Source organism: Pseudomonas sp. Xaverov 83 (assembly GCF_019352905.1).
Lineage (GTDB): Bacteria > Pseudomonadota > Gammaproteobacteria > Pseudomonadales > Pseudomonadaceae > Aquipseudomonas > Aquipseudomonas yamanorum.
This window is the reverse complement of sequence record NZ_JAAAFU010000059.1, coordinates 56,555-75,593: the sequence shown is the minus strand read 5'-3', so window position 1 is coordinate 75,593 and position 19,039 is coordinate 56,555. Positions and strand designations below refer to the sequence as shown.

Sequence of the window (19,039 nt, the reverse complement as noted above, 5' to 3'; positions counted from 1 at the left end):
GCCCTTTGCTTACTTTGGGGCTTTTCCAAAGTGAGCCGCTGTAAGAGCGGAACCATAGGTGGCCGTTACCTAAATAACGGATATGTACTCAACCCCCTAGCGAAACCGCGCAATCACTGCCTCCACCACCGGATTCGGCCGCTGGGTATTCCACGCGACAGCCGTAGTCACCACATTGAGTTTCTGACTCAACGCCCGAAACACCACATTGGCCGGGGCCAGTTTTTTCAGCGAAGCCGGCACCAACGCAATCCCCTGCCCATAACTGACAAACGCGATCTGCGAGGCCACCGACCGCACCTCATGCAGCACCCGCGGGGAAAACCCGCTGGCACGGCAAGTAGCGATCAGATTGTCGAAATACACCGGACTGACGTTGCGCGAGAACATCACCAACGGTTCATTGGCCAGACTCGACAAACTGATGCGCGTGCGGCTCGCCAACGGGTGATCCGCCGGCAACGCCACCACCAGCCGGTCCTCCGTCAATGGCAATGACTGCACCGAAACCCCAAGGTCGCCATCCAACCGGGCAAACGCCAGGTCGATATCCCCGGCCTCCAGCGCCGGCAACGCCTCGACGCTGTCGATTTCCCGCACCGACACCGTGAGCTGCGGATAATCAAGCTTCAGTTGCTCGATCAACCCCGGCAGCACATCGAACATCGCCGTGGAGATCGCACCAATGGTCAACATCCCCGACTGCCCCGCCACCGCTTCCTCCACCGCGAGTTCCAGGCGCTCCAACTGCTCGGCGAACTTGCGCACCGCCGGCAGGATCGCCGCGCCCACCGGGGTAAGTTGTGCGCCGCGTCGGGAGCGGTCGAACAGCTTGACCTTGAGCGCCTGCTCCAGCACCTGGATCTGCTCGCTCAGCGGTGGCTGGGACATGCCAAGGCGCTTCGCCGCACGGCCGAAGTTCTGCTCCTCAGCCACCGCAAGGAACAACCAGAGGTGACGAATCAGGCGAAAGTTGATCATGGTCTTATCCATAGGTTAAGCGTATGTAAGGCTTCTGTACTTCGTAATATACCTATCATAGCCACTGACTGACACTGGCCGCCTCCGTCACCCGAGGCTTGCCCATGACCCCTGACCGTTTGCTCGACCGCCTGGCCGCGCTGGACACCAACACCGTGTCCGACGCTCTCGACTTCCTCGGCCTGCCCGGCGCCACCGTGGGCCTGCGCCCGTTGTGGAACTGCCCGAAGATCGTTGGCCGCGCCAGTACCGTAATGCTCGGCCCCAAGTCCGACATCGCTCCGACCGTGCACTTGATCACCCCGGTGATCGAACAGGTCGCGACAGACGACCGGGTGCTGGTGATTGCCGGCGGTATCGAGGGCATTTCCTGCTGGGGTGACATCATCGCCAACGCGGCGTCGCGCAAACACATACGCGGCACGGTGATTGATGGTTTCAGCCGCGATATCGACGGCAGCGAGGCCATCGGCTATCCGGTGTACGGACGCGGCGTGACCATGATCAGCGCGCGCAACCGCGTGGTGCAGGTCGACGCCGGCGTGACGCTCAACGTCGCTGGCGTGAGCGTCAGCGAGGACGACTACGTGATCGCCGATACCTGCGGCTCGGTGTTCGTGCCCCAGGCGGTGATCGAAAAGGTCCTGGACCTGGGCGAGCGCATCGCCCGCCGCCAGGACGGCATGGTGCAGGCGGTGCGCAGCGGGCGTTCGGTGGTCGAGGTGATGCACGACGCACAGTTTGAGGCGATCACCCGATGAGCGCCGATATCCAGCGGCTGAACCCGCGCCTGGCCAGCGCACAACCGTCCGCCACCTATCGCATCATGGACCGCGTCGCCGAACGCCGGACACAAGGCGCGCAGGTTATTTCGTTGTGTGCCGGCGAGCCGGATTTCGACACCCCGGTGCATATCCGCGAGGCTGCGATCCAGGCCATCGAAACCGGGCATACCCGCTACACCCAGGTGGCCGGTGCGCGGGCCCTGCGGGAGGCGGTGGCGGCGAAGTTCCGGCGCGAAAACGGCCTGGACGTGTCCTGGCAGGACACCCTTGTGTGCAACGGCGGCAAGCAGGTGATCTACAACGCCCTGGCGGCCACCCTCAATGAAGGCGACGAAGTGATCGTGCCCGCGCCGTACTGGGTCAGTTACCCGGAGATGGTGCAACTGTGCGGCGGCGAAGCGCGCATCGTCACTTGCGATGCCGACAGTGGGTTCAAGCTGACACCCGAGGCCCTGGCCGCTGCAATCACCCCGCAGACCCGCTGGCTGATCCTCAATTCACCGTCCAATCCCACTGGCGCGGTGTACAGCGAGGGCGAGCTACGGGCGCTGGCCGAAGTGCTGTTGGCCCACCCGCAGGTGCTGATCCTGGCCGACGACATCTACGAGCACCTGATCTTTGACGGCCAGGTGTTCCATACCCTGGCCCAGGTTGAGCCGCGTTTGGCACCACGCACATTGACCATGAACGGCGTGTCCAAGGCCTACGCCATGACCGGCTGGCGCATCGGTTTCGCCACCGGCCCACGTTGGTTGCTGGAGGCCATGGAAAAGCTGCAAGGCCAGCAAACCTCTGGCGCCTGCTCGGTCTCGCAGCAAGCGGCCCTCGCCGCACTGGAAGGCCCCAAGGATTTTATCCGCGACAGCCGCGTGGTGTTCCAGGCGCGCCGGGACTTGATGGTGAAGTTGCTGAATGACACGCCAGGCCTGACGTGCATCAGCCCCGCCGGTGCGTTCTATGCGTTCGCCTCCTGCGCGGCGCTGATCGGGCGTACCTCGGCGGGCGGCCGGGTACTGCACAGCGATGAAGATGTCGCCCTGGCGCTGCTGGATGAGGCCAATGTGGCCGTGGTTCACGGCAGCGCCTTTGGCCTGGGACCGTACATTCGCATCGCCTATGCCCTGGATGATGCCTCGTTGCGCCAAGCGTGCGAGGCGATCCGCGGCTTCTGCAGTCGCCTGCTGGCCGAAGAAAAAAAGTGATGAGTTCCCATAGATAAATATCGCTAATGGTGGCGTTCGGCCCTTCTTAAGATTGGGGCCGAACAGGACAACACTCACAACAACAAGGTCCGCCCTCATGTCGATGCCTGAAGTCATAAAACCCGCTGTGCGCAGCCAATACCGCTGGGTGGTTGCGGCGCTGATTTTCCTGATCTACACCGTGGCCGCCGCCGACCGGGCCAACCTCGGTGTGGCGCTGCCGTTTATTCGCCAGGAATTTGAAATGAGCAATGCCCAGGCCGGCGGCCTGGTCAGCCTGTTCCTGCTGGCTTACGCCCTGGCACAACTGCCGTCGGGCTTTGCCTTCGGGCGCTTTGGCGTCAGCCGGATCCTGCCGGGGGCCATGGTGCTGACCTCCCTGTTGACCGGGCTGGTGGGCACCGCCAGCTCACTGCTGGCGCTGAAACTCTATCGCCTGGGCCTGGGCATCGCTGAAGGCCCGCTGCCCATCAGCATGACCACCACCATCAACAACTGGTTTCCGGCACGGGAAAAAGGCACGGCGTCGGGGATCTTCCTCTCAGCGGTGAAGTTCGGACCGGTGATCGTGCCGCCGCTGTGTGCCGTGATCATTTCGGTGTGGGGCTGGCGCGAGATTTTCTACTTCTTTGCGATCCCGGGCATCGTGCTGGCGGTGGTCTGGTACTTCCTGGTCACTGACCATCCGTCCCGCAGCCGCTTCGTCAACCCTGCCGAACTTCAGTACATCGTCGAGGACACGGCAATCAGCCGGACCGCCCGCGTGCACAAGACACCGGCCTGGGTTGAGAAGCTCGACCGAGTCATCCGCACCCGCGATGAAAAACCCCTGGACACCAACCGTCAGGTGTTCAAGTCCTGGAACATCTGGGGTTGCGCCACCAGCTACTGCTTTCAGCTCGGTGTCTCCAGCGTGCTGCTGGCGTGGATTCCCACCTACCTGATGACCGTCAAGCAGTTCTCGATCATGAACATGGGCCTGGTCTCGGCAGCGCCCTGGGTGGGCGCGGTGCTGGGCAACCTGCTGGGTGGTTTCTGCTCCGATCGCCTGATGGGCGGGCGGCGCAAGCCGGGCATGCTCCTGTCGGCCGTCGGCACCTCATTGATGATGTACCTGCTGATCAATTCACCGGCCGAGCCCCTGCCCTACGGCTTGCTGCTGATGTTGACCGGCATGGTGCTGAGCCTCGGCTTCTCCTCCTACATGGTCTACCCGATGGGCCTGACCACCAAGAAGACCTTCCCGATCTCCAACGCCATCGTGAACATGATCGGCCAGTTGGGCGCCGCCGCCACGCCCTTCATCACCGGGCTGCTGCTGGACAACTACGGCTGGAACTACGTGTTCGCCTGGCTGGCGATCGGCTCGTTCATCAGCTTCATCATTTTGCTGACCATTGCCGAGCCCCGCCCGGCCTCCAGCCAACCGACCTGATTTGTCACCCCACGAGGAGTTACCCATGTCGCCCCAAGACCAAGAATTGGTTGCCCTGTTTGCAGGCCTGGACACCCCGGGCGTGTCCGATGCTCTGGACAAACTCGGCTTGCCCGGCCAGTGCCTGGGAATCATGCCCCTGGACAACTATCGCCAGGTGGTGGTCGGTCCGGCCTTCACCGTGCGCTACGTCAGCGCCAGCACCCCGCCGGGCACCGTAGGCGACTTTATCGACGACGTGGCCGAAGGCGATGTGGTGGTGATCGACAATGACGGACGCACCGACTGCACGGTGTGGGGTGACATCATGACCCAGTACGCCGGCAGCCAGCGGATCGCCGCGACGGTGATTGATGGCGTGTGCCGCGACGTCAGCAAGGCCCTGGGCGACGACTACCCGCTGTTCACCAAGGGCCGGTTCATGCGCACGGGCAAGGACCGGGTTGAAGTGGAAGCAGTAAACCAGCCGGTGTCCATCGGCCAGGCCCGGGTGTGCGCCCGGGACATCGTGGTCGCCGATGCCAATGGCGTGGTGATCGTGCCGCGTGAGCGGGCCCATGAAGTGGCGGCGTGTGCGCGCTCGATTGAAGCGGTGGAAGCACGTATCCGGGGATTGCTCGATGAAGGCAAATCATTGAGGGAAGCGCGGGCAGTGCTGGGTTATCACACCCTGCAACGCAAGGGCTGACACGCACCGGGCCGCTCCGCTGATCCAGCAGATTTGCGCAGCGGCCCCTGCATTCCTCACACTACCCGCCCTCACCGCCTTTCCCGGAATTCGCCATGTCCGACCTATTGCTCAAGCCTGCCCTGCCCGGCATTGCGCTGAGACGATGGCGTCTGCTGCACCGCGTCAAACAGGCTCACGCCGCCGAGTTGTTCAACGTCACCCAGTCGACCATTTCCCGCTGGGAAAGTGGTGTGCAGGCCATGGAGCCTGCAGCGCACCAACACCTTGAACAGTTGCTGGCCGCACGCCTGGAGGCCGCCGCCGATCAGGCCCTCGCTCGGCTGGTCAAGGAAAGTCCGCGCCCGATGCACCTGGTGTGTGACCTGACCCACCGTTTGTTGGCTTGCTCGGCCTCCCGTGCTGCCGAGTTCAGCAGCCCGTTGACCGACCTGCTGGGGCATTCGCTGTGGCGCTTCGTGACGCCGGAAATCCTGCGCATGGAATCCGCGCTGGATGAATCGGGCTGGCGCGACAGCCTCGCCCCGCCGGCCCTGGAGTTCATCACCGGCACCAACGATTCCACGGTTGTGCCGATCCGCCAGAGCCTGTGCCGCTGGACCCGCATCCCGCTGAGCGATGGCACCGCCGCGCGGCTGGTCGAGACGCTCTAACTCCCCGGCGCATATTTTATGCGTGGACGCTTCGCACCACCGCGCCTAGTCTTGAATCCTTAACCGCGACCCTGCCGGGGCAGATTCATGGACATCGAAAAACTCAAGGGCCGCCTCGAGTTCCTGCGCGAAGCGGAAAAACTCAAGGACGTGCTCAGAAGCGCGCACACCTCTTCCGGCCGCACCGAAAGCACGGCGGAACACAGCTGGCGCCTGTGCCTGATGGCAATTACCTTCGGGGATGAACTGGCCGGCCTCGACCTGCTGAAAATCCTCAAGATGTGCGTAATCCACGACCTGGGAGAGGCCATCCACGGCGACATCCCGGCGGTCCAGCAAGCGCAGTTCCCCAACAAGAGCCAGCAAGAATACGACGACCTGTTGCTGTTGACCCGGGCACTGGATGAGCCGTTGCGGGCCGAGATTCTGGCCCTGTGGGACGACTACGAAAACGCCCGGTCCGCCGAGGCCAAGGCAGTCAAAGCCCTGGACAAGCTGGAGACCCTGCTGCAACACAACCAGGGCTTGAACCCGCCCGACTTCGACTACGCCTTCAATCTGGCCTATGGCAAGAAACACACCAGCGCCGAGCCGATTTTCCAGACACTGCGCGAGATCATCGACCAGGATACAGAAGCAAAAATCCAGACTCCCAACCGGTAGCGCGAACTAGTTCGCCGGGCGCAACAGCTGCATCTGCTGGCGATAGTCATCCGTCACCTGCCGCGCCTGGCCGCTGCTGGTAATCACCCGGGGGGTGATCAGCACGATCAGTTCGGTGCGATCCTTGGACTTGCTGGTGTTGCCAAACAACCAGCGCAGCCCGGGGATTTTCCCCAGGTACGGCACCGCACTGACGCTCTCGGCGTTGTCCTGCTTGATCAGCCCGCCGAGCAACACGGTCTGGCCGCTTTGCACCGCCACCTGGGTGGACACCGAACGTGTGGAGATGCGCGGGTTGTTGGGCGTGTCACTGCTGTTGGTGGTTTGGTTCTCGGCGTCGCTGACCTGTTGCTGGATGTCCATGTACACCAGGCCGCCCGGGTTGATGCGCGGCACCACGTCGAGGATCACCCCGGTCTGCACGTATTCGACGCTGCTCAAGGTGCTGTCGGCGTTGCCGGTGTTGACCGTGGTCTGACTGATGGGGATGTTGTCACCCACCTGGATCTGCGCCGGCTGGTTGTTCATCACCACCAGCGACGGCGCCGACAGCACCTGGGTGCGGCCGTTGGTTTCCAGGGCGTGCAAGGCCACTTGCAGGTTGGAGCTGACGAAGGAATAGAACAGCGAATCCGCGCCCAATCCCGCACCGCCACCACCCAGGGCGCCCTGGCTGCCGGGGGTATTGGCCACCGTGGTGCTGGTGGAATTGCCCGCCAGGCGGCCCAGGTACCATTGCACCCCGAGGTCCAGTTCGCCGGTGAGTTTGACTTCGAGAATGCGCGTCTCGATCTGCACTTGCAGCGGCGGGTTGTCGAGGCGCTTGATCGCCGATTCGATCTCCTTCCACTGTACCGGGCGGGTGCGTACCAGCAACTGGTTACTGCTTTTTTGCGCGGTGATCCGGGTGCCGGCGTCGAGGCTTTTGCCGGTCGTGCCTTCGGCAGCGCCCTGCTCCGTGCTTTCACTGTCTTCGCTGGCGGCCGGGGCCTGGTCTTCGTCGTCGCTGACGGGCGGGTTATTGCCGCTGTTGTTCAGGCCACCCGAGGTGCCGCCGCTGGTGTTGAGTGAGGACAAGGTCGCCGTGCGCAGACCCGGCGCCACCTTGGCCGGCGTATCGTCCTTGATCGCGCCGGTGCCGTAGATCTGCCGCAGGTATTTGGCGAGGTCCGTGGCCTTCATGTTGCGCACGTCGTAGACGTACATCTGCGGCTCGTTGCCGCCACCTTCGTCGATGGTGTGAATCCAGTCGCCGACTTCGCTGAGGTACTGCGGCTGGGACGAGATCGCCACCACCGAATTGGTCCGCTCAATGGGCAGGAAGCGCACCATGCCCGCCAAAGGCATGCCGCTGTCGGGGCCGAACATCTTTTGCAGCTCGGGCATCAACTCCGCGACCGAAGCCCGTTGCAAACCGAATACGCCCACCGACATGCCCTTGAGCCAGTCGACATCAAAGGTGTCGATGGTGTCCTGATAGTTGGCCAGCTCATCGGGCGTACCGGCCAGGCTCAGCACGTTACGCGCCGGGTCCACCAGCAGGAACGCATTTTCCCGGGCGAACGGCTTGAGCAGTTTCTGCATTTCCGTGGCCGAGATATAGCGCAGCGGAAACAGCCGCGCCGAGAGCCCGCTGGAGGGTTGCGACACGCTCATTTCCGGCACCAGCTTGCCCGCCACCGCCTGGTTGGCGGGCAGGATCACGTAGCGCTGGCCCTGGCGGATCATCGCGTTATCGGTCCAGGACAGCAGGGTCTCGAGGATCGACAGCGCCTGTTTCTTGTTCACCGGCTTTGAGGTGGAGAAGCTTACGTTGCCTTTCACGCCTTGGGCGATGCTGTAGTTCTCGTGCAACAGGTCGCCCATGACGCTGTTGATCACCGCTTCAATCGGCTGGTCGGCGAAGTTGAACACGATGTCGCCGCTGGCTTCATCCTTGACCGCAGGCGCCGGTGCGGGCTGGCGCACAAACTGCTGATTACCGCGAATCAACTGGCGCTGGGGCGGCGTGGGCGTCTGGGGTTGGCGACTGTCGGCAGCAGGCGACTCGCTGGCCGGGTCCTCGGGCGGGCGTTGCGAACCGGTGCCCTGCATCGCCTCGTGAAGCAAGGCATCGTCCGGGTCGAGGTGATCGGGGAATGACCCACAGCCGCCCAGGGCGACGGTGGTGGCCAGGCAAAACACGGTGGTGCGCAAGGCGCGAGGGGAAGTATCGATCAAGGGGCGGGCTCGTGAGGAAGGGAAATCGGGGGTGTGGTGGACGGCGGCGGCAAACGCGGAACGCTGAGGCTCAGGGTTTGCGTGCGGCCCTCCAGTACAAAACGGGCGTGCAGCGGTGTCAGGTGTTCCAGGCGCCAGCCGTTGGGCAGGGTCTGGCCTTGGTGGACCTTGAGCGGCGGACCGTCCGCGGGCTTGAGCAACGCGACGCGCAGGTCGCCGTCGAGCAGCACGCCGGTCAGCTTCAGGCTCGACAGGCTGGAGATCTCGGCCTGACCCACGGCGGCATCGGGGCTGCGGTCGGGGCTGAACAGCGGCGCCTGCCAGGTGCCGGCGAGGCTTTCCAGGGTCGCACTCGGCGCCACGTGAACCTTGGCCGAAGCATTGGCGCGCGCGGCGGAGGCAGGCTCATCCAGCCACTGCGGCGCATCGCCGATGCTGCTCGAGATGCCCACCATCAGCAGGCCCAGCAGCCCGGCCACACCGAGCAATCCCCACTCGAGGGGGCGCAATGAATTGATCATCGGCGGGCCTGCGTGGCGGCTGCCGGTTGCAGATAACCGCGCACCAACAGGTGCACCACCAGCTTTCCGGCACCGCCGCTGGCGGGGGCATTCGGCCCACGGCGGACGCTCATTTCATCCACGAACAGGAACGGTCGCTGGTACTCCAGCTCATGCAGGATCGCAGTCAGGGGTTCGATGGCGCAGTTGAGGGTCAGGCTGACTTTCACCTGGCGATAGGGCTCGGTGTCGTCCTGCTCCGGGGTGATGGGCATGCGCTGGGTCAGGCTGCAGCCGCCGCCGAGGCCGGCGCGGCTGTTGATCAGGTCGGCGATGCGCTGCATCAGGTCCGCCGCCACGGCGCTGGGGTCATCTCCCGGCAACAGGCTGGTGCTGCTGGCCGGGTCCTGGCGGGCTTGCTCCAGTTGCTCACGCAAAGCGGCGCCCTGGTGCAGCAGGCCCGCATAGCGTTGCTGTTGTTCGCGCAGCTGTTCGGCCTGCTCGCCCATGGCGCGCAATGGCCCGGCGAACCAGCTGTCGATCAGCAGCCAGTAACCGCCGCCCAGCACCAGCGCCAGGACCAGCAAGGCCGCGCCGCGACGTTCACGGGGTGTCAGTGGTCGGCGCATCGGCGGCCTCCTGGTGCAAGTGGGCGCGCAGGGAAAACTGATCCTTGCCGGTTTGCGCATCGGGTTGGATCACCCCTTCGAACTGGGGGTTTTCCAGGCTGTGGCAAGCCTTGATCCGGGTGATCAGGGCACTCGCCTTGGCGCTCTGCCCGGAGAAGGACACGTCGGCGCCGTCATTGACCTCCAACTGGTCGATCCAGGTGTCTGCGGGCAGGCAGGCGGTCAGTTCGTTGAGCAGCGCCGCCAACGGCGGTTGTGCCGACTTGCGGCGAATCAGGTACTGCGCAGCGCCACGGGTATTGAGCAATTGCTGGCGCAGGCTCTGGACCTCGGCGACCTGGGCTTTTTGCTGCTGCACCTGCTCACGCATGACGTCAAGCACCCGCTGGCGGTCGTTGAGCCACAGCAGCATCGCGGCGATCAGCAAGGCACCGCACAGCCATGGCAGGCTGCGTTGCAAACCCTTCCCCGCCGGGCGTTGGCGTGGGCGCAACGGCGCCGGCAGCAAATCGATGCCCATAGGACCCTCTACATCCACCGCGTGGGGTTGCAAACCGAGGGCAGCGCAGTCCACCAGAATTTGATCCAGCCGCTCCCGCAGAATCGCCACCAGGGTCACTTGCACATGCGTGGCGCTGCGCCGCTCCTGACGGGCCACGAAGTACAACTGTTCAGCCTCGAACGGGGTAAAGCGGTCCAGTTCATAACCCACCACCGTCGACAGGTTGCGCGCGGCCGCCAAAGGCAGTTGCAGGGTTTGCAGCAGCACCGCCGAGGGCGCGAGCACCAGCACCTGGCGCACTTCGCCGGCAGGTTTTGCCACCGGCTCGGTCAACGGCCAGTGGTAGCGGTGCTCGGGGATGTCACGGACCGACAGCCACGCCGGCAGGCAGCCACGCAGCTCCTTGAGCCACAGGCGCCAGCCCACTTGCAGCAGGCTGCCGCGCCAGCGCCGGGTGAGCGGTTCGGCCAGCTGTTGAAGGCGCGCCACTGACGCCGAAAGGTATGGATTCATTCTTGCCAACGCAGCACCCGATAAGGTTGTGCGCTTCCCTCCGATGGGCTCAATAAAACCGTGGTTCGTAACCGGGCGTGGTAACCGCCGGGGCGTTGTGCGCGGCTGTCGATCACCAGCACGTCACCGGGGTCGGCCCCTACCGCGCTCTGCCGGGGCAGGTTCAAAGCGTGGCGCATCAAGGGGCTGGCGAAGGCGGGATCAGGCCGGTCCAGGCCACTCCACAAACTGATTTCCGGGGCCAGCCGGCTGTACAGCGCCTGGGTCATGCCGGGCAATTGCCGCACTTCCTCCACCACGCGGAACGGCGCCAGGCCTGCGTTGCGCCGCACTTCCAGGTCCCTGGCGAGCCGGCTGGCCTGGGCCTGGGTGGCGCCGCAGGCCAGGGCCAGGCGGGCAAAGTCGGCCGTCTCGGCGCTGTTCAAATACAGTTTGCCGCGCTCGCTGTGCAGGCTTACGTGGAGCTGTGCGTCATCAAATACCAGCGGCATTTCGCGGCCGTCGGCGATCCATTGCTTGCGTTGCAGCGGGTCGGCCAGGGCCTGCATGGCCAACGCCACACCCGCCTCCGCCGCCAGCAATGCCTGGGTATGCTGGCGATGCCACAGGGCCTGGCGGCTTTCCAGTTGTACCCAACCGGCCAGGCCGCCCAGCAGCAAGCTGAGCAACGCCAGCACCCACAGCACCAGCAGCAGCGCAACGCCGCGCTGACGCTTCATTCGCCTGATTCTCCGCCGGAGAGGTTCAGCCGCAGGGCAACCACTTGGGTGACCCACGGCACCGGTCCGTTGACCTGTGCTGCAATGCGTACGGCATAAGGCAGGCGTTTGGTCCACGGCCAGTTACTGATCCAGCCGGTGGCCTGGCCCTTGGGCGACAGGCCGCGATAGCTGAATTGCAGGTCGTCGACGTTCTGCAACAACACCTGCGGCTCGCTGCGGGTGGCCGGCACGCTGGCTTGGGCGCCGGACTCAAACCGGGCGAACGCCACTTGCAACTCGCCCTCGCGCAACTGCAAGGTGAAACGCTGGATGCCGCCACCGAGCACGCCCGGCAAGGTCGCGACGAATTGCAGGCGCTGGGGAGCGCCGACAAAAAAACCGTTGGTCTGGCTGTCGTCCTCGGTCACGTCCAGGGGCAGCGCCTCGCTGATGGACGTGCGCAGGAACTGTTGCGCGGCGCGACTTTCATCCAGGCTGACGGTGTAGCGCTGCGCTTTGAGTACTGCACGATTGGCTCCCAGGAGCGCGCCGCCCACCAGGGCCAACAACACGCCCAGCAGGCTGAGCACGATCATGATTTCGAGCAACGTGAAGCCCCGCTGCTGCTTCACTGGAGGCTCCCGTCGCGGCTGGCGCGCAGTTTCAAGGTACTGAAATTTGCGTGGCGCGGGCCTTCGCTGACGCTGAGATCGAGGCGAAACAAATGTGGCTGACCGATGCGGGTGGGCTGCTGGGCGACGCGCAGTTGCCAGGCAATGCCGTCGAGCTCGCCCTGGCGCACGCCACTGGCCAGGGGGCCCGACGCCTCCTGATCCATCACGCTCAAGGCGGTATGGGTCAGGCGGTCGCTGTGGGCCACCTGCAACAACGAGCGCGCGCTTTGGCCGAACGCGACCAGCAACACCGTACTGCAGATCGCCATGAGGGTCAGCGCCGCGAGCATTTCCAGCAAGGTAAAACCCGACTGACGATTCATGGCAATGCCTTGGACTGCACGCTGCCGGTCAGCCAGCCGACGTCGATGCGCCAGCGCCGCGTGCCATTGGCCAACAACAGGTTGCCGCCGGTGGAGCTGCCGTCGGGGTAAAACTCCACCGCAGCGCCGGCGTGTTCGGCGGTGTGCAGGGTGACTTGCAGGTCGGCCGGCCAGTGCTTGATGGGTTGCCCCGGCGCCTGAAAGCTCAGCCGGTCCAAGTCGAAGACGGTCTTGGCCGACGTGCCGCTGACAATTGCCCGCGCCCGGGTGCTGCGCAGGGCATCCACCATCTGCCCGACCACCTGGCGCTCCTTGGCAACCCGCAGGCCTTGTTGCAGGCCAAATCCCACCAACCCAGCCGCGATGCTGATCAACACGATCACCACCAGCATCTCCAGCAGGGTAAAGCCGCGTTGGAGGGCCGGCATTACTCCCAGTTGCCCAGGTCGGCGCTGTAGCCTTCGCCGCCAGGCTGGCCGTCCTGACCGTAGAAGATCAGGTCGAAGGCACCATGTTCACCCGGGAAGCGATAGCCGAAGGCATGGCCGAACGGGTCCTTGAGGTCTGAGGGCTTGGCGTACGGCCCGGCCCAGCCGGCAGTGTTGCCGGGCTTGTCGACCAATTGCTGGAGGGTTTTGGGGGGCGAACCGACGTCCAGGCCGTAGCTCTCGATCTTCATGCTCAGGCTGGCCAGTTGCGCCTTGCCTGCGCCGTATTTGCCCTTGTCGACGTTGCCACCTACCTGGCGCACTACGATGGTGGCGACGATGCCCAGCAACACGATCACCGCGAGCATTTCCAGCAAGGTGAAACCGCCTTGGCGGCGGGCGGGTTTGAAACGGGTATGGCGCATCGGCTTGCTTCCTCGGATTTTCATATGTTGCTGGTCAGGCTCATCAGCGGCAGCATGATCGCCAGCATGATCACCGCCACCAGTACCGCCATGACCACGGTCAGGGACGGCACCAGGGCGGCGAGCAGGCGGTCGATGCCGCGCTTGGCTTCGACGTCGAACACGTCGGCGACCTTGAGCAGCATGCTGTCCAGTTCACCGGCCTGTTCGCCGACTTCAATCATTTGCAGGGCCAGGTCCGGCAGCAGCGGTTGGCTGCCAAACGCACTGGCCAGGGTGCCGCCGCCTTTCACCGACTCGGCGGCCTGGGCCACTTGTGCCTGCAAGGCACGGTTGGTGCAGACCTGGCGGGCGATCACCAGCGCTTGCAGCAGCGCCACGCCGTTGCTCAGCAAGGTGCCGAGGGTGCGTGCCAGGCGCGCGGCTTCGACCCGCTGCAACAGCGGGCCGATAACGCGGATACCCAGCACGCGCCGGTCGTACTGCTCGCGGTGTCGTGGGTTGCGCAGGCGCGCCGCCAGGGCCCAGACCGTCACGATCAACCCGGCGAGCACCGCCAGGCCATAGGCGCCGAGGAACTGGCCAAGGCCCAGAATCACTTCGGTGATCAACGGGATCGGCACACCCAGATCGTTGAAGATCGGCACGAACTGCGGCACCACGTAAGCCAGCAACAGCGCCAGGGAGCCGAGCACGCCCACCACCAGGAAGGCGGGATAGATCAACGCGTTGATCACCTCGCCTCTTAACAACTGGCTGCGTTCCAGGTAGTCGCTGAGTTGGCGCAGGGTGTTCTCCAGCGCGCCGCCCGCCTCACCGGCACGCACCATGCTCAGGTACAGCGGCGAAAACTGGCTGCCCTCCTCTTCCAGCGCTGCCGACAATGGCTTGCCCGCTTTGACGTGCTCGCGAATACGCTCGATCAGCGCACGGGTCTGCGGTTGGCCGGGTTGCTTGAGCAGGATGCCCAGGGAGCGTTCCAGCGGTTGGCCGGCTCCCAGCAGCGTGGCCAGTTGCTGGGTAAAGCTGACCAGCGCCGCGCCATTCAACTGGCCACGCCCGAAGGTATTGCGCAGCCCTTGGGCACCGGCGGCATCGATGTGCAACAGCAGCAGGCCACGCTTGTGCAGTGCGGCGACGGCGGCGGCCTGGTCCCTGGCTTCGAGGGTGCCGTTCTGCACGACGCCCTGGCTGTCCAGGGCGCGGTATTTGAACAGGCTCACGCGCCCTCTCCACGGGTGACGCGCAGCACTTCTTCAAGGGACGTGACACCGGCCACCGCCTGGCGCAGGCCTTCTTCATGCAAGGTGCGCAAGCCACCACGGCGGGCAGCCTGTTCGAGGGTCGCGGCGTCGGCCTGGCGCATCAACAAGCTGCGCAGTTCGTCATTCATCACCAGCAATTCGGTGATTGCACTGCGGCCGTGGTAACCGCCGCCGGGGGCGTTGGCGCGAGGCCGGTAAAGCAGGATCGGGCGCTGGTCGGTGAAGCGGTCGAGACCGTGTTCCTCGATCAACTCCGGTGGCGCTTCGAACGCCTCACGGGTCGCCGGGTCGAGGCGGCGCACCAGGCGCTGGGCGAGGATGCCATTGACGGTCGAGGCGATCAGGTAGCTCTCCACGCCCATGTCCAGCAGGCGCGTGATACTCGCTGCGGCACTGTTGGTGTGCAGGGTCGAGAGCACCAGGTGGCCGGTCAGGGAGGACTGGATGGCGATGCGGCAGGTTTCGAGGTCGCGGATCTCACCGATCATGATCACGTCCGGGTCCTGGCGCACGATGGAGCGCAGCGCGCCGGCGAAGTCCAGCCCGATGGCCGGCTTGACCTGGATCTGGTTGATGCCTTCCAGTTGGTATTCCACCGGGTCTTCGACGGTGATGATCTTGCGCTCAGCGGTATTGAGCCGCGAAAGCGCGGTATAGAGCGTGGTGGTTTTACCCGAGCCGGTGGGCCCGGTGACCAGCAGGATGCCGTGGGGCCGCTCGAGCACTTCAAGAAAGGTTTCCAGGCGCTGGCCATCAAAACCCAGGCTCTGGAAATCCAACTGCACGGTCTGGCGGTCCAGCAGACGCATCACCACCGACTCACCAAAACTGGTGGGCACCGTGGACACCCGCAGGTCCAGTTCCTTGCCCTGAATGCGCAACATGATCCGGCCATCCTGCGGCAGGCGGCGCTCGGCAATGTCGAGGCGCGCCATGATCTTGACCCGGGAAATCACCGCCGCCGAGGAACTCGACGGCGGCGCTTCGGCCTCATGCAGCACACCGTCGATGCGGTAGCGCACCTTGAGCTGGTTTTCGAAGGGTTCGATATGGATGTCCGAAGCGCGGTGCTCCACGGCCCGTTGCAGGATCAGGTTGACCAGGCGAATCACCGGCGCCTCGGAGGCCATGTCCTTGAGGTGTTCGATGTCTTCCAGGGCGCCACCTTGTTCATCGAGGTTTTCGATCAAGGTGCCCATGGCCGAACGGCCCTGGCCGTAGTAGCGCTCGATCAGGGTTTCGACTTCGTTACGCGGCCCGACCGCCAACCACACCGGCACGCCGCACGCATACGCCAGGGCCTGGAACGGATACAGCAACGCCGGGTTGGCCGCCAACACTCTCACCCCGCCGTGGCTCCAGCCCATCGGCACCACCTGGTAATGGCGCATGAAGCGTTCGGTCAGCACCGGCAGTGGGTCGAGCACGGGCGGTGCGGCGTCCGCCAGCAGCAACGGTGCGCCGAGCAAATCGGCCCAGGCCCGCGCCAGTTCCACTTCGGAAACCAGCCCCAGTCGCGTCAGCAGGCCGAGCAATCCGTTGTCGTCGGACTCCAGGGACAACCGCCGGGCGCGTTCCAGGTCGACGGTTTTCAAACCCGCCTGTTGCATCAGCCACGCGCACACCTGTTCGGTATCCGGAATCTGCATTCGGCATGCATCGATGGGCGTTGACGGTATCGGTTGAGACATCTGCACCATTCTGGACAACTAGTTTAAGAGGCTGTTTCAAGGGTGCAGAAACAACAACTAGTCCCAGCGGCGCCTTGAACAAGATCAAGACCCTGCACACAAGCGATGTGCAGGACAACCGTAGCAAATCATGGCCTTTTAGAACTACTGACCAAGGCCATTAGTTCGCCATAATTCATAAAATCTTGTTAAACACATCGACTAAAATATTTACACTTAGTTCACGATCGCAAATAGCCAGCCCTTTGTAACATCAATAATCATTGAACTTTCCGTCGTTTAATTTTGAACTACGCAAGAGTGCCACTTCCCTGTGGCGCGATGGCGGCTAGAAGTCGACGGTCGCCGACAGCAGATACGTGCGCGGCGTCGACAAGGTCAACCCCGGCTCGCTGTCATCCGAGGCACCGGCCGAACTCCAGTAGCGCCGGTTGGCCACGTTTTCGACATTGGCCCGCAGGGTGATGTGCTTGTCGTCGACCTTGAAGGCGTAGCGTGCGCCAACATCAAGACGGGTCCAGGCGTCGATTTCCTTGACGTTGGACTGGTCCAGGTACTGCGAGCTGGAATAGATCCCGCGGCTGGTCAGGGTCAGGCCTTCAACGGTGGGCACATCCCACTCGGCGCCGAGGTTGACGTTGTACTTGGGCGTGGCCGGCGCGCGGTTGCCGTCGAAGGTGCCGTTGGTGGTGTTGGTCAATTCGCTGTCGATGTACATCACCCCGCCCAGCAGGCGGAAGCCCTTGAGCGGTTCGCCGAACACGCTGAGTTCGACGCCGTCGTTCTGGCGCTTGCCGTTGGGGCCGAAGACCCGCGTGGTGGCGTTGGTCTCGTAGGCTGGCTGCTTGATCCGGAACACCGCAGCGGTGACCGCGAACGCCCCCGCGTCGTACTTGGCCCCGACTTCAACCTGGCGGCTGATGAAGGGCGGGAAGATTTCATCCTCGTTGATCGAGGTCGACGGCGCGATCTTGCCTTGGCTAAGACCTTCCATGTAGTTGGCATATAGCGAGAACTTGTCGGTGGCCTTGAACAGGATGCCGCCCGACGGTGAGATTTTTTCCTCGTCGTAGGCGGTGTCGCCTTTGACGTTGTCGGTCCAGTCATCCACCTTGACCCGCTGCCAGCGCGCACCAAGGGTCAGCAGCAGCCGGTCATCGAAGAAGCCCAGGGTGTCGGACAACGCGACGCCGCTGAAGCGGTTTTCGGTGTAGACCTTCGAGTCAAATCGCGTTGGCCGGCTTGGCGTAGGTGTTTCCACCGGGTTGTAGAGATTGCTCGGGGCTGCGGCATAGCGCGCGCCACCGTTTTCGAAGTCCATGTAGAAGTAGCTGGCTGCCAGGTTGACTTCATGGCTCACCGGGCCGGTATGGAACCAGTTGCGCACGCCCGCCGTGGCAGTGCGCACGTTTTCGTCGCGGGTGAAGTCGCGGGGCTGCACGCTGAAGTCACCGGCATTGTTGGTCACCGACACGGCATGGCGCAGGAAGTCGTGGTTACTTTTACGCGCGCCGACGCCGCCGTAGAGCATCACGTTGTCGCTGAGGTCGAACTCCCCGTTGACCGTGCCGAAGGTGTCATTGGTGCTCGCCTTGCTCCAGGGTTGCGCGTAGTTGTGGCGCACGTCGTTGGCACTCGGCACCTTGGCGTTGGGGCCAACTTGCACGCGCTCTTGCGGGGCGTCGGTGTCGCGCTCGGTGCGGCCGATGTCGGTGGAGAGGCGCAGGCGTTCACCGCGAAAATCCAGGCCCAGTACGGCCATTTCGCGGTCGACACTCTGGTCGTCCCAGGCGGTGTCGCCGGACTGCTTCACGCCGTTGAAACGCAGGCCGAATTTATTGTCTTCACCAAAACGCCGGCCTATGTCCACGGCCCCGCCCGCCTGGCTGTCGGAGGCCCAACTGCCGGTAAACGAGGTGATGGGCTTGTCGGTAGCGCGCTTGGGCACCACGTTGATCCCACCGCCGACGCTGCCCCGTGGCGAGATGCCGTTGATCAACTGGCTGGGACCTTTGATGATGTCGACGCGCTCGGCCATCTCCATGTCGATGGTGTAGGTCGGCAGCACGCCGTAGAGACCGTTGTAGGCGACATCACTGTTAAACAGGCTGAAGCCGCGAATGGTGAATTGCTCATAGCGCCCGCCCGCCGGGTTGGTGGCGCGCACCGAGGGGTCGCTGGCGATCAGGTCGCCGAGGGTGCGCGCCTGCTGGTTCTTGACCGCTTCGCTGGTGTAGGTGGTCATGCTGAACGGGGTTTCCATGAAATCCCGTGAGCCCAGCAGGCCCTGGGAGCCACGGCGTGCCACCTGGCCACCGGCGAAGGACTCGCTGCCGGCATCGCCGACGGTGCCAAGAATCGAGGTGGGCGCCAATTGCAGGCTGCCGCCTTCCGGAATCGGGGTCAGCATGTAGGCCTGCTCACCCATGGGTTGAAGTTGCAGGCCCGAGCCTTGCAGCAAGCGGGCAAACCCTTCTTCGACGCCGTATTCGCCGGACAACCCGCTGCTGTTACGGCCGCTGACCAGCGCCGGGTCTACCGACAGGTTGACCCCGGCCAGGCCGGCGAAACGGGTCAGCGCGGCGCTCAGGCTACCGGCCGGCACTTGGTAGCTGCGCCGGGACGCGCCGTCTTCGGCGTAGCTGATGGGGACGAACAACGGGCTGGCACTCAGGCTCAGCATCAGGCTGAAATTCAGCAGCGGGCGTATTGCGGGCATTGGCAGAAGCTCTCGATTTTGTTCACTTACCTGGAATGACCA

19 protein-coding genes are annotated in these 19,039 nt (G+C 64.1%); 6 read left to right on the top strand and 13 right to left on the bottom strand.

Going from position 1 to position 19,039, the window contains the following annotated elements; all coding sequences use genetic code 11:
* Positions 1-96: 96 nt before the first annotated feature.
* The gene (locus K0H47_RS19610; protein WP_063031519.1) at positions 97-981 is read right to left on the bottom strand and encodes a LysR family transcriptional regulator; all 885 of its coding nucleotides are present in this window, start codon (positions 979-981) and stop codon (positions 97-99) included.
* 104 nt (positions 982-1,085) lie between these two features.
* Between K0H47_RS19610 and K0H47_RS19605 the strand changes: the two genes are divergently transcribed.
* From K0H47_RS19605 to K0H47_RS19580, 6 genes are all read left to right on the top strand, one after another.
* On the top strand, positions 1,086-1,742 hold the full coding sequence (locus K0H47_RS19605; protein WP_063031521.1) for an RraA family protein: 657 nt from the start codon (positions 1,086-1,088) through the stop codon (positions 1,740-1,742).
* Positions 1,739-2,968, top strand: coding sequence for a pyridoxal phosphate-dependent aminotransferase (locus K0H47_RS19600; RefSeq protein ID WP_219273457.1), 1,230 nt, complete (start codon positions 1,739-1,741; stop codon positions 2,966-2,968). The genes K0H47_RS19605 and K0H47_RS19600 overlap by 4 nt, the downstream gene beginning before the upstream one ends.
* A gap of 97 nt (positions 2,969-3,065) precedes the next feature.
* Positions 3,066-4,403: an MFS transporter gene (locus K0H47_RS19595; RefSeq protein WP_257626703.1), complete on the top strand. Its 1,338-nt coding sequence runs from the start codon at positions 3,066-3,068 to the stop codon at positions 4,401-4,403.
* Between the two features lie 25 nt (positions 4,404-4,428).
* Positions 4,429-5,091, top strand: a complete 663-nt coding sequence (locus K0H47_RS19590; RefSeq protein ID WP_063031527.1) for an RraA family protein — start codon at positions 4,429-4,431, stop codon at positions 5,089-5,091.
* A gap of 95 nt (positions 5,092-5,186) precedes the next feature.
* Positions 5,187-5,744 carry a helix-turn-helix transcriptional regulator gene (locus K0H47_RS19585; protein WP_063031529.1) on the top strand — a complete coding sequence of 186 codons (558 nt, stop codon included), beginning with the start codon at positions 5,187-5,189 and terminating at the stop codon, positions 5,742-5,744.
* A gap of 87 nt (positions 5,745-5,831) precedes the next feature.
* Positions 5,832-6,407 carry an HD family hydrolase gene (locus K0H47_RS19580; protein ID WP_219273456.1) on the top strand — a complete coding sequence of 192 codons (576 nt, stop codon included), beginning with the start codon at positions 5,832-5,834 and terminating at the stop codon, positions 6,405-6,407.
* A 6-nt stretch (positions 6,408-6,413) separates the two neighbouring features.
* Here K0H47_RS19580 and gspD read toward each other — a convergent pair whose 3' ends face one another.
* The 12 genes from gspD to K0H47_RS19520 form a co-directional block, all read right to left on the bottom strand.
* Positions 6,414-8,627, bottom strand: a complete 2,214-nt coding sequence (gene gspD, locus K0H47_RS19575; RefSeq protein ID WP_219273455.1) for a type II secretion system secretin GspD — start codon at positions 8,625-8,627, stop codon at positions 6,414-6,416.
* On the bottom strand, positions 8,624-9,148 hold the full coding sequence (locus tag K0H47_RS19570) for a DUF2531 family protein (RefSeq protein WP_219273454.1): 525 nt from the start codon (positions 9,146-9,148) through the stop codon (positions 8,624-8,626). The genes gspD and K0H47_RS19570 overlap by 4 nt, the downstream gene beginning before the upstream one ends.
* On the bottom strand, positions 9,145-9,756 hold the full coding sequence (gspM, locus tag K0H47_RS19565) for a type II secretion system protein GspM (RefSeq protein WP_023659000.1): 612 nt from the start codon (positions 9,754-9,756) through the stop codon (positions 9,145-9,147). Before gspM ends, K0H47_RS19570 begins: the two co-directional genes overlap by 4 nt.
* Positions 9,731-10,771 carry a PilN domain-containing protein gene (locus tag K0H47_RS19560; protein ID WP_219273453.1) on the bottom strand — a complete coding sequence of 347 codons (1,041 nt, stop codon included), beginning with the start codon at positions 10,769-10,771 and terminating at the stop codon, positions 9,731-9,733. Before K0H47_RS19560 ends, gspM begins: the two co-directional genes overlap by 26 nt.
* Positions 10,768-11,490 (bottom strand): general secretion pathway protein GspK, encoded by a 723-nt coding sequence (locus K0H47_RS19555; protein ID WP_219273452.1) that lies wholly within the window; start codon positions 11,488-11,490, stop codon positions 10,768-10,770. The genes K0H47_RS19560 and K0H47_RS19555 overlap by 4 nt, the downstream gene beginning before the upstream one ends.
* A complete protein-coding gene (locus K0H47_RS19550) occupies positions 11,487-12,104 on the bottom strand; it encodes a prepilin-type N-terminal cleavage/methylation domain-containing protein (protein ID WP_219273451.1) in 618 nt (205 codons plus the stop codon). The genes K0H47_RS19555 and K0H47_RS19550 overlap by 4 nt, the downstream gene beginning before the upstream one ends.
* Positions 12,101-12,469: a prepilin-type N-terminal cleavage/methylation domain-containing protein gene (locus K0H47_RS19545; protein WP_219273450.1), complete on the bottom strand. Its 369-nt coding sequence runs from the start codon at positions 12,467-12,469 to the stop codon at positions 12,101-12,103. Before K0H47_RS19545 ends, K0H47_RS19550 begins: the two co-directional genes overlap by 4 nt.
* Positions 12,466-12,897, bottom strand: coding sequence for a GspH/FimT family pseudopilin (locus tag K0H47_RS19540; RefSeq protein WP_063031542.1), 432 nt, complete (start codon positions 12,895-12,897; stop codon positions 12,466-12,468). Before K0H47_RS19540 ends, K0H47_RS19545 begins: the two co-directional genes overlap by 4 nt.
* Positions 12,897-13,322, bottom strand: a complete 426-nt coding sequence (gspG, locus tag K0H47_RS19535; protein ID WP_003209911.1) for a type II secretion system major pseudopilin GspG — start codon at positions 13,320-13,322, stop codon at positions 12,897-12,899. Before gspG ends, K0H47_RS19540 begins: the two co-directional genes overlap by 1 nt.
* A gap of 20 nt (positions 13,323-13,342) precedes the next feature.
* Positions 13,343-14,545 carry a type II secretion system inner membrane protein GspF gene (gspF, locus tag K0H47_RS19530; RefSeq protein ID WP_219273449.1) on the bottom strand — a complete coding sequence of 401 codons (1,203 nt, stop codon included), beginning with the start codon at positions 14,543-14,545 and terminating at the stop codon, positions 13,343-13,345.
* A complete protein-coding gene (gspE, locus tag K0H47_RS19525; protein WP_219273448.1) occupies positions 14,542-16,236 on the bottom strand; it encodes a type II secretion system ATPase GspE in 1,695 nt (564 codons plus the stop codon). The genes gspF and gspE overlap by 4 nt, the downstream gene beginning before the upstream one ends.
* 370 nt (positions 16,237-16,606) lie before the next feature.
* Positions 16,607-18,997, bottom strand: coding sequence for a TonB-dependent receptor (locus K0H47_RS19520; RefSeq protein WP_219273447.1), 2,391 nt, complete (start codon positions 18,995-18,997; stop codon positions 16,607-16,609).
* Positions 18,998-19,039: the final 42 nt, after the last annotated feature.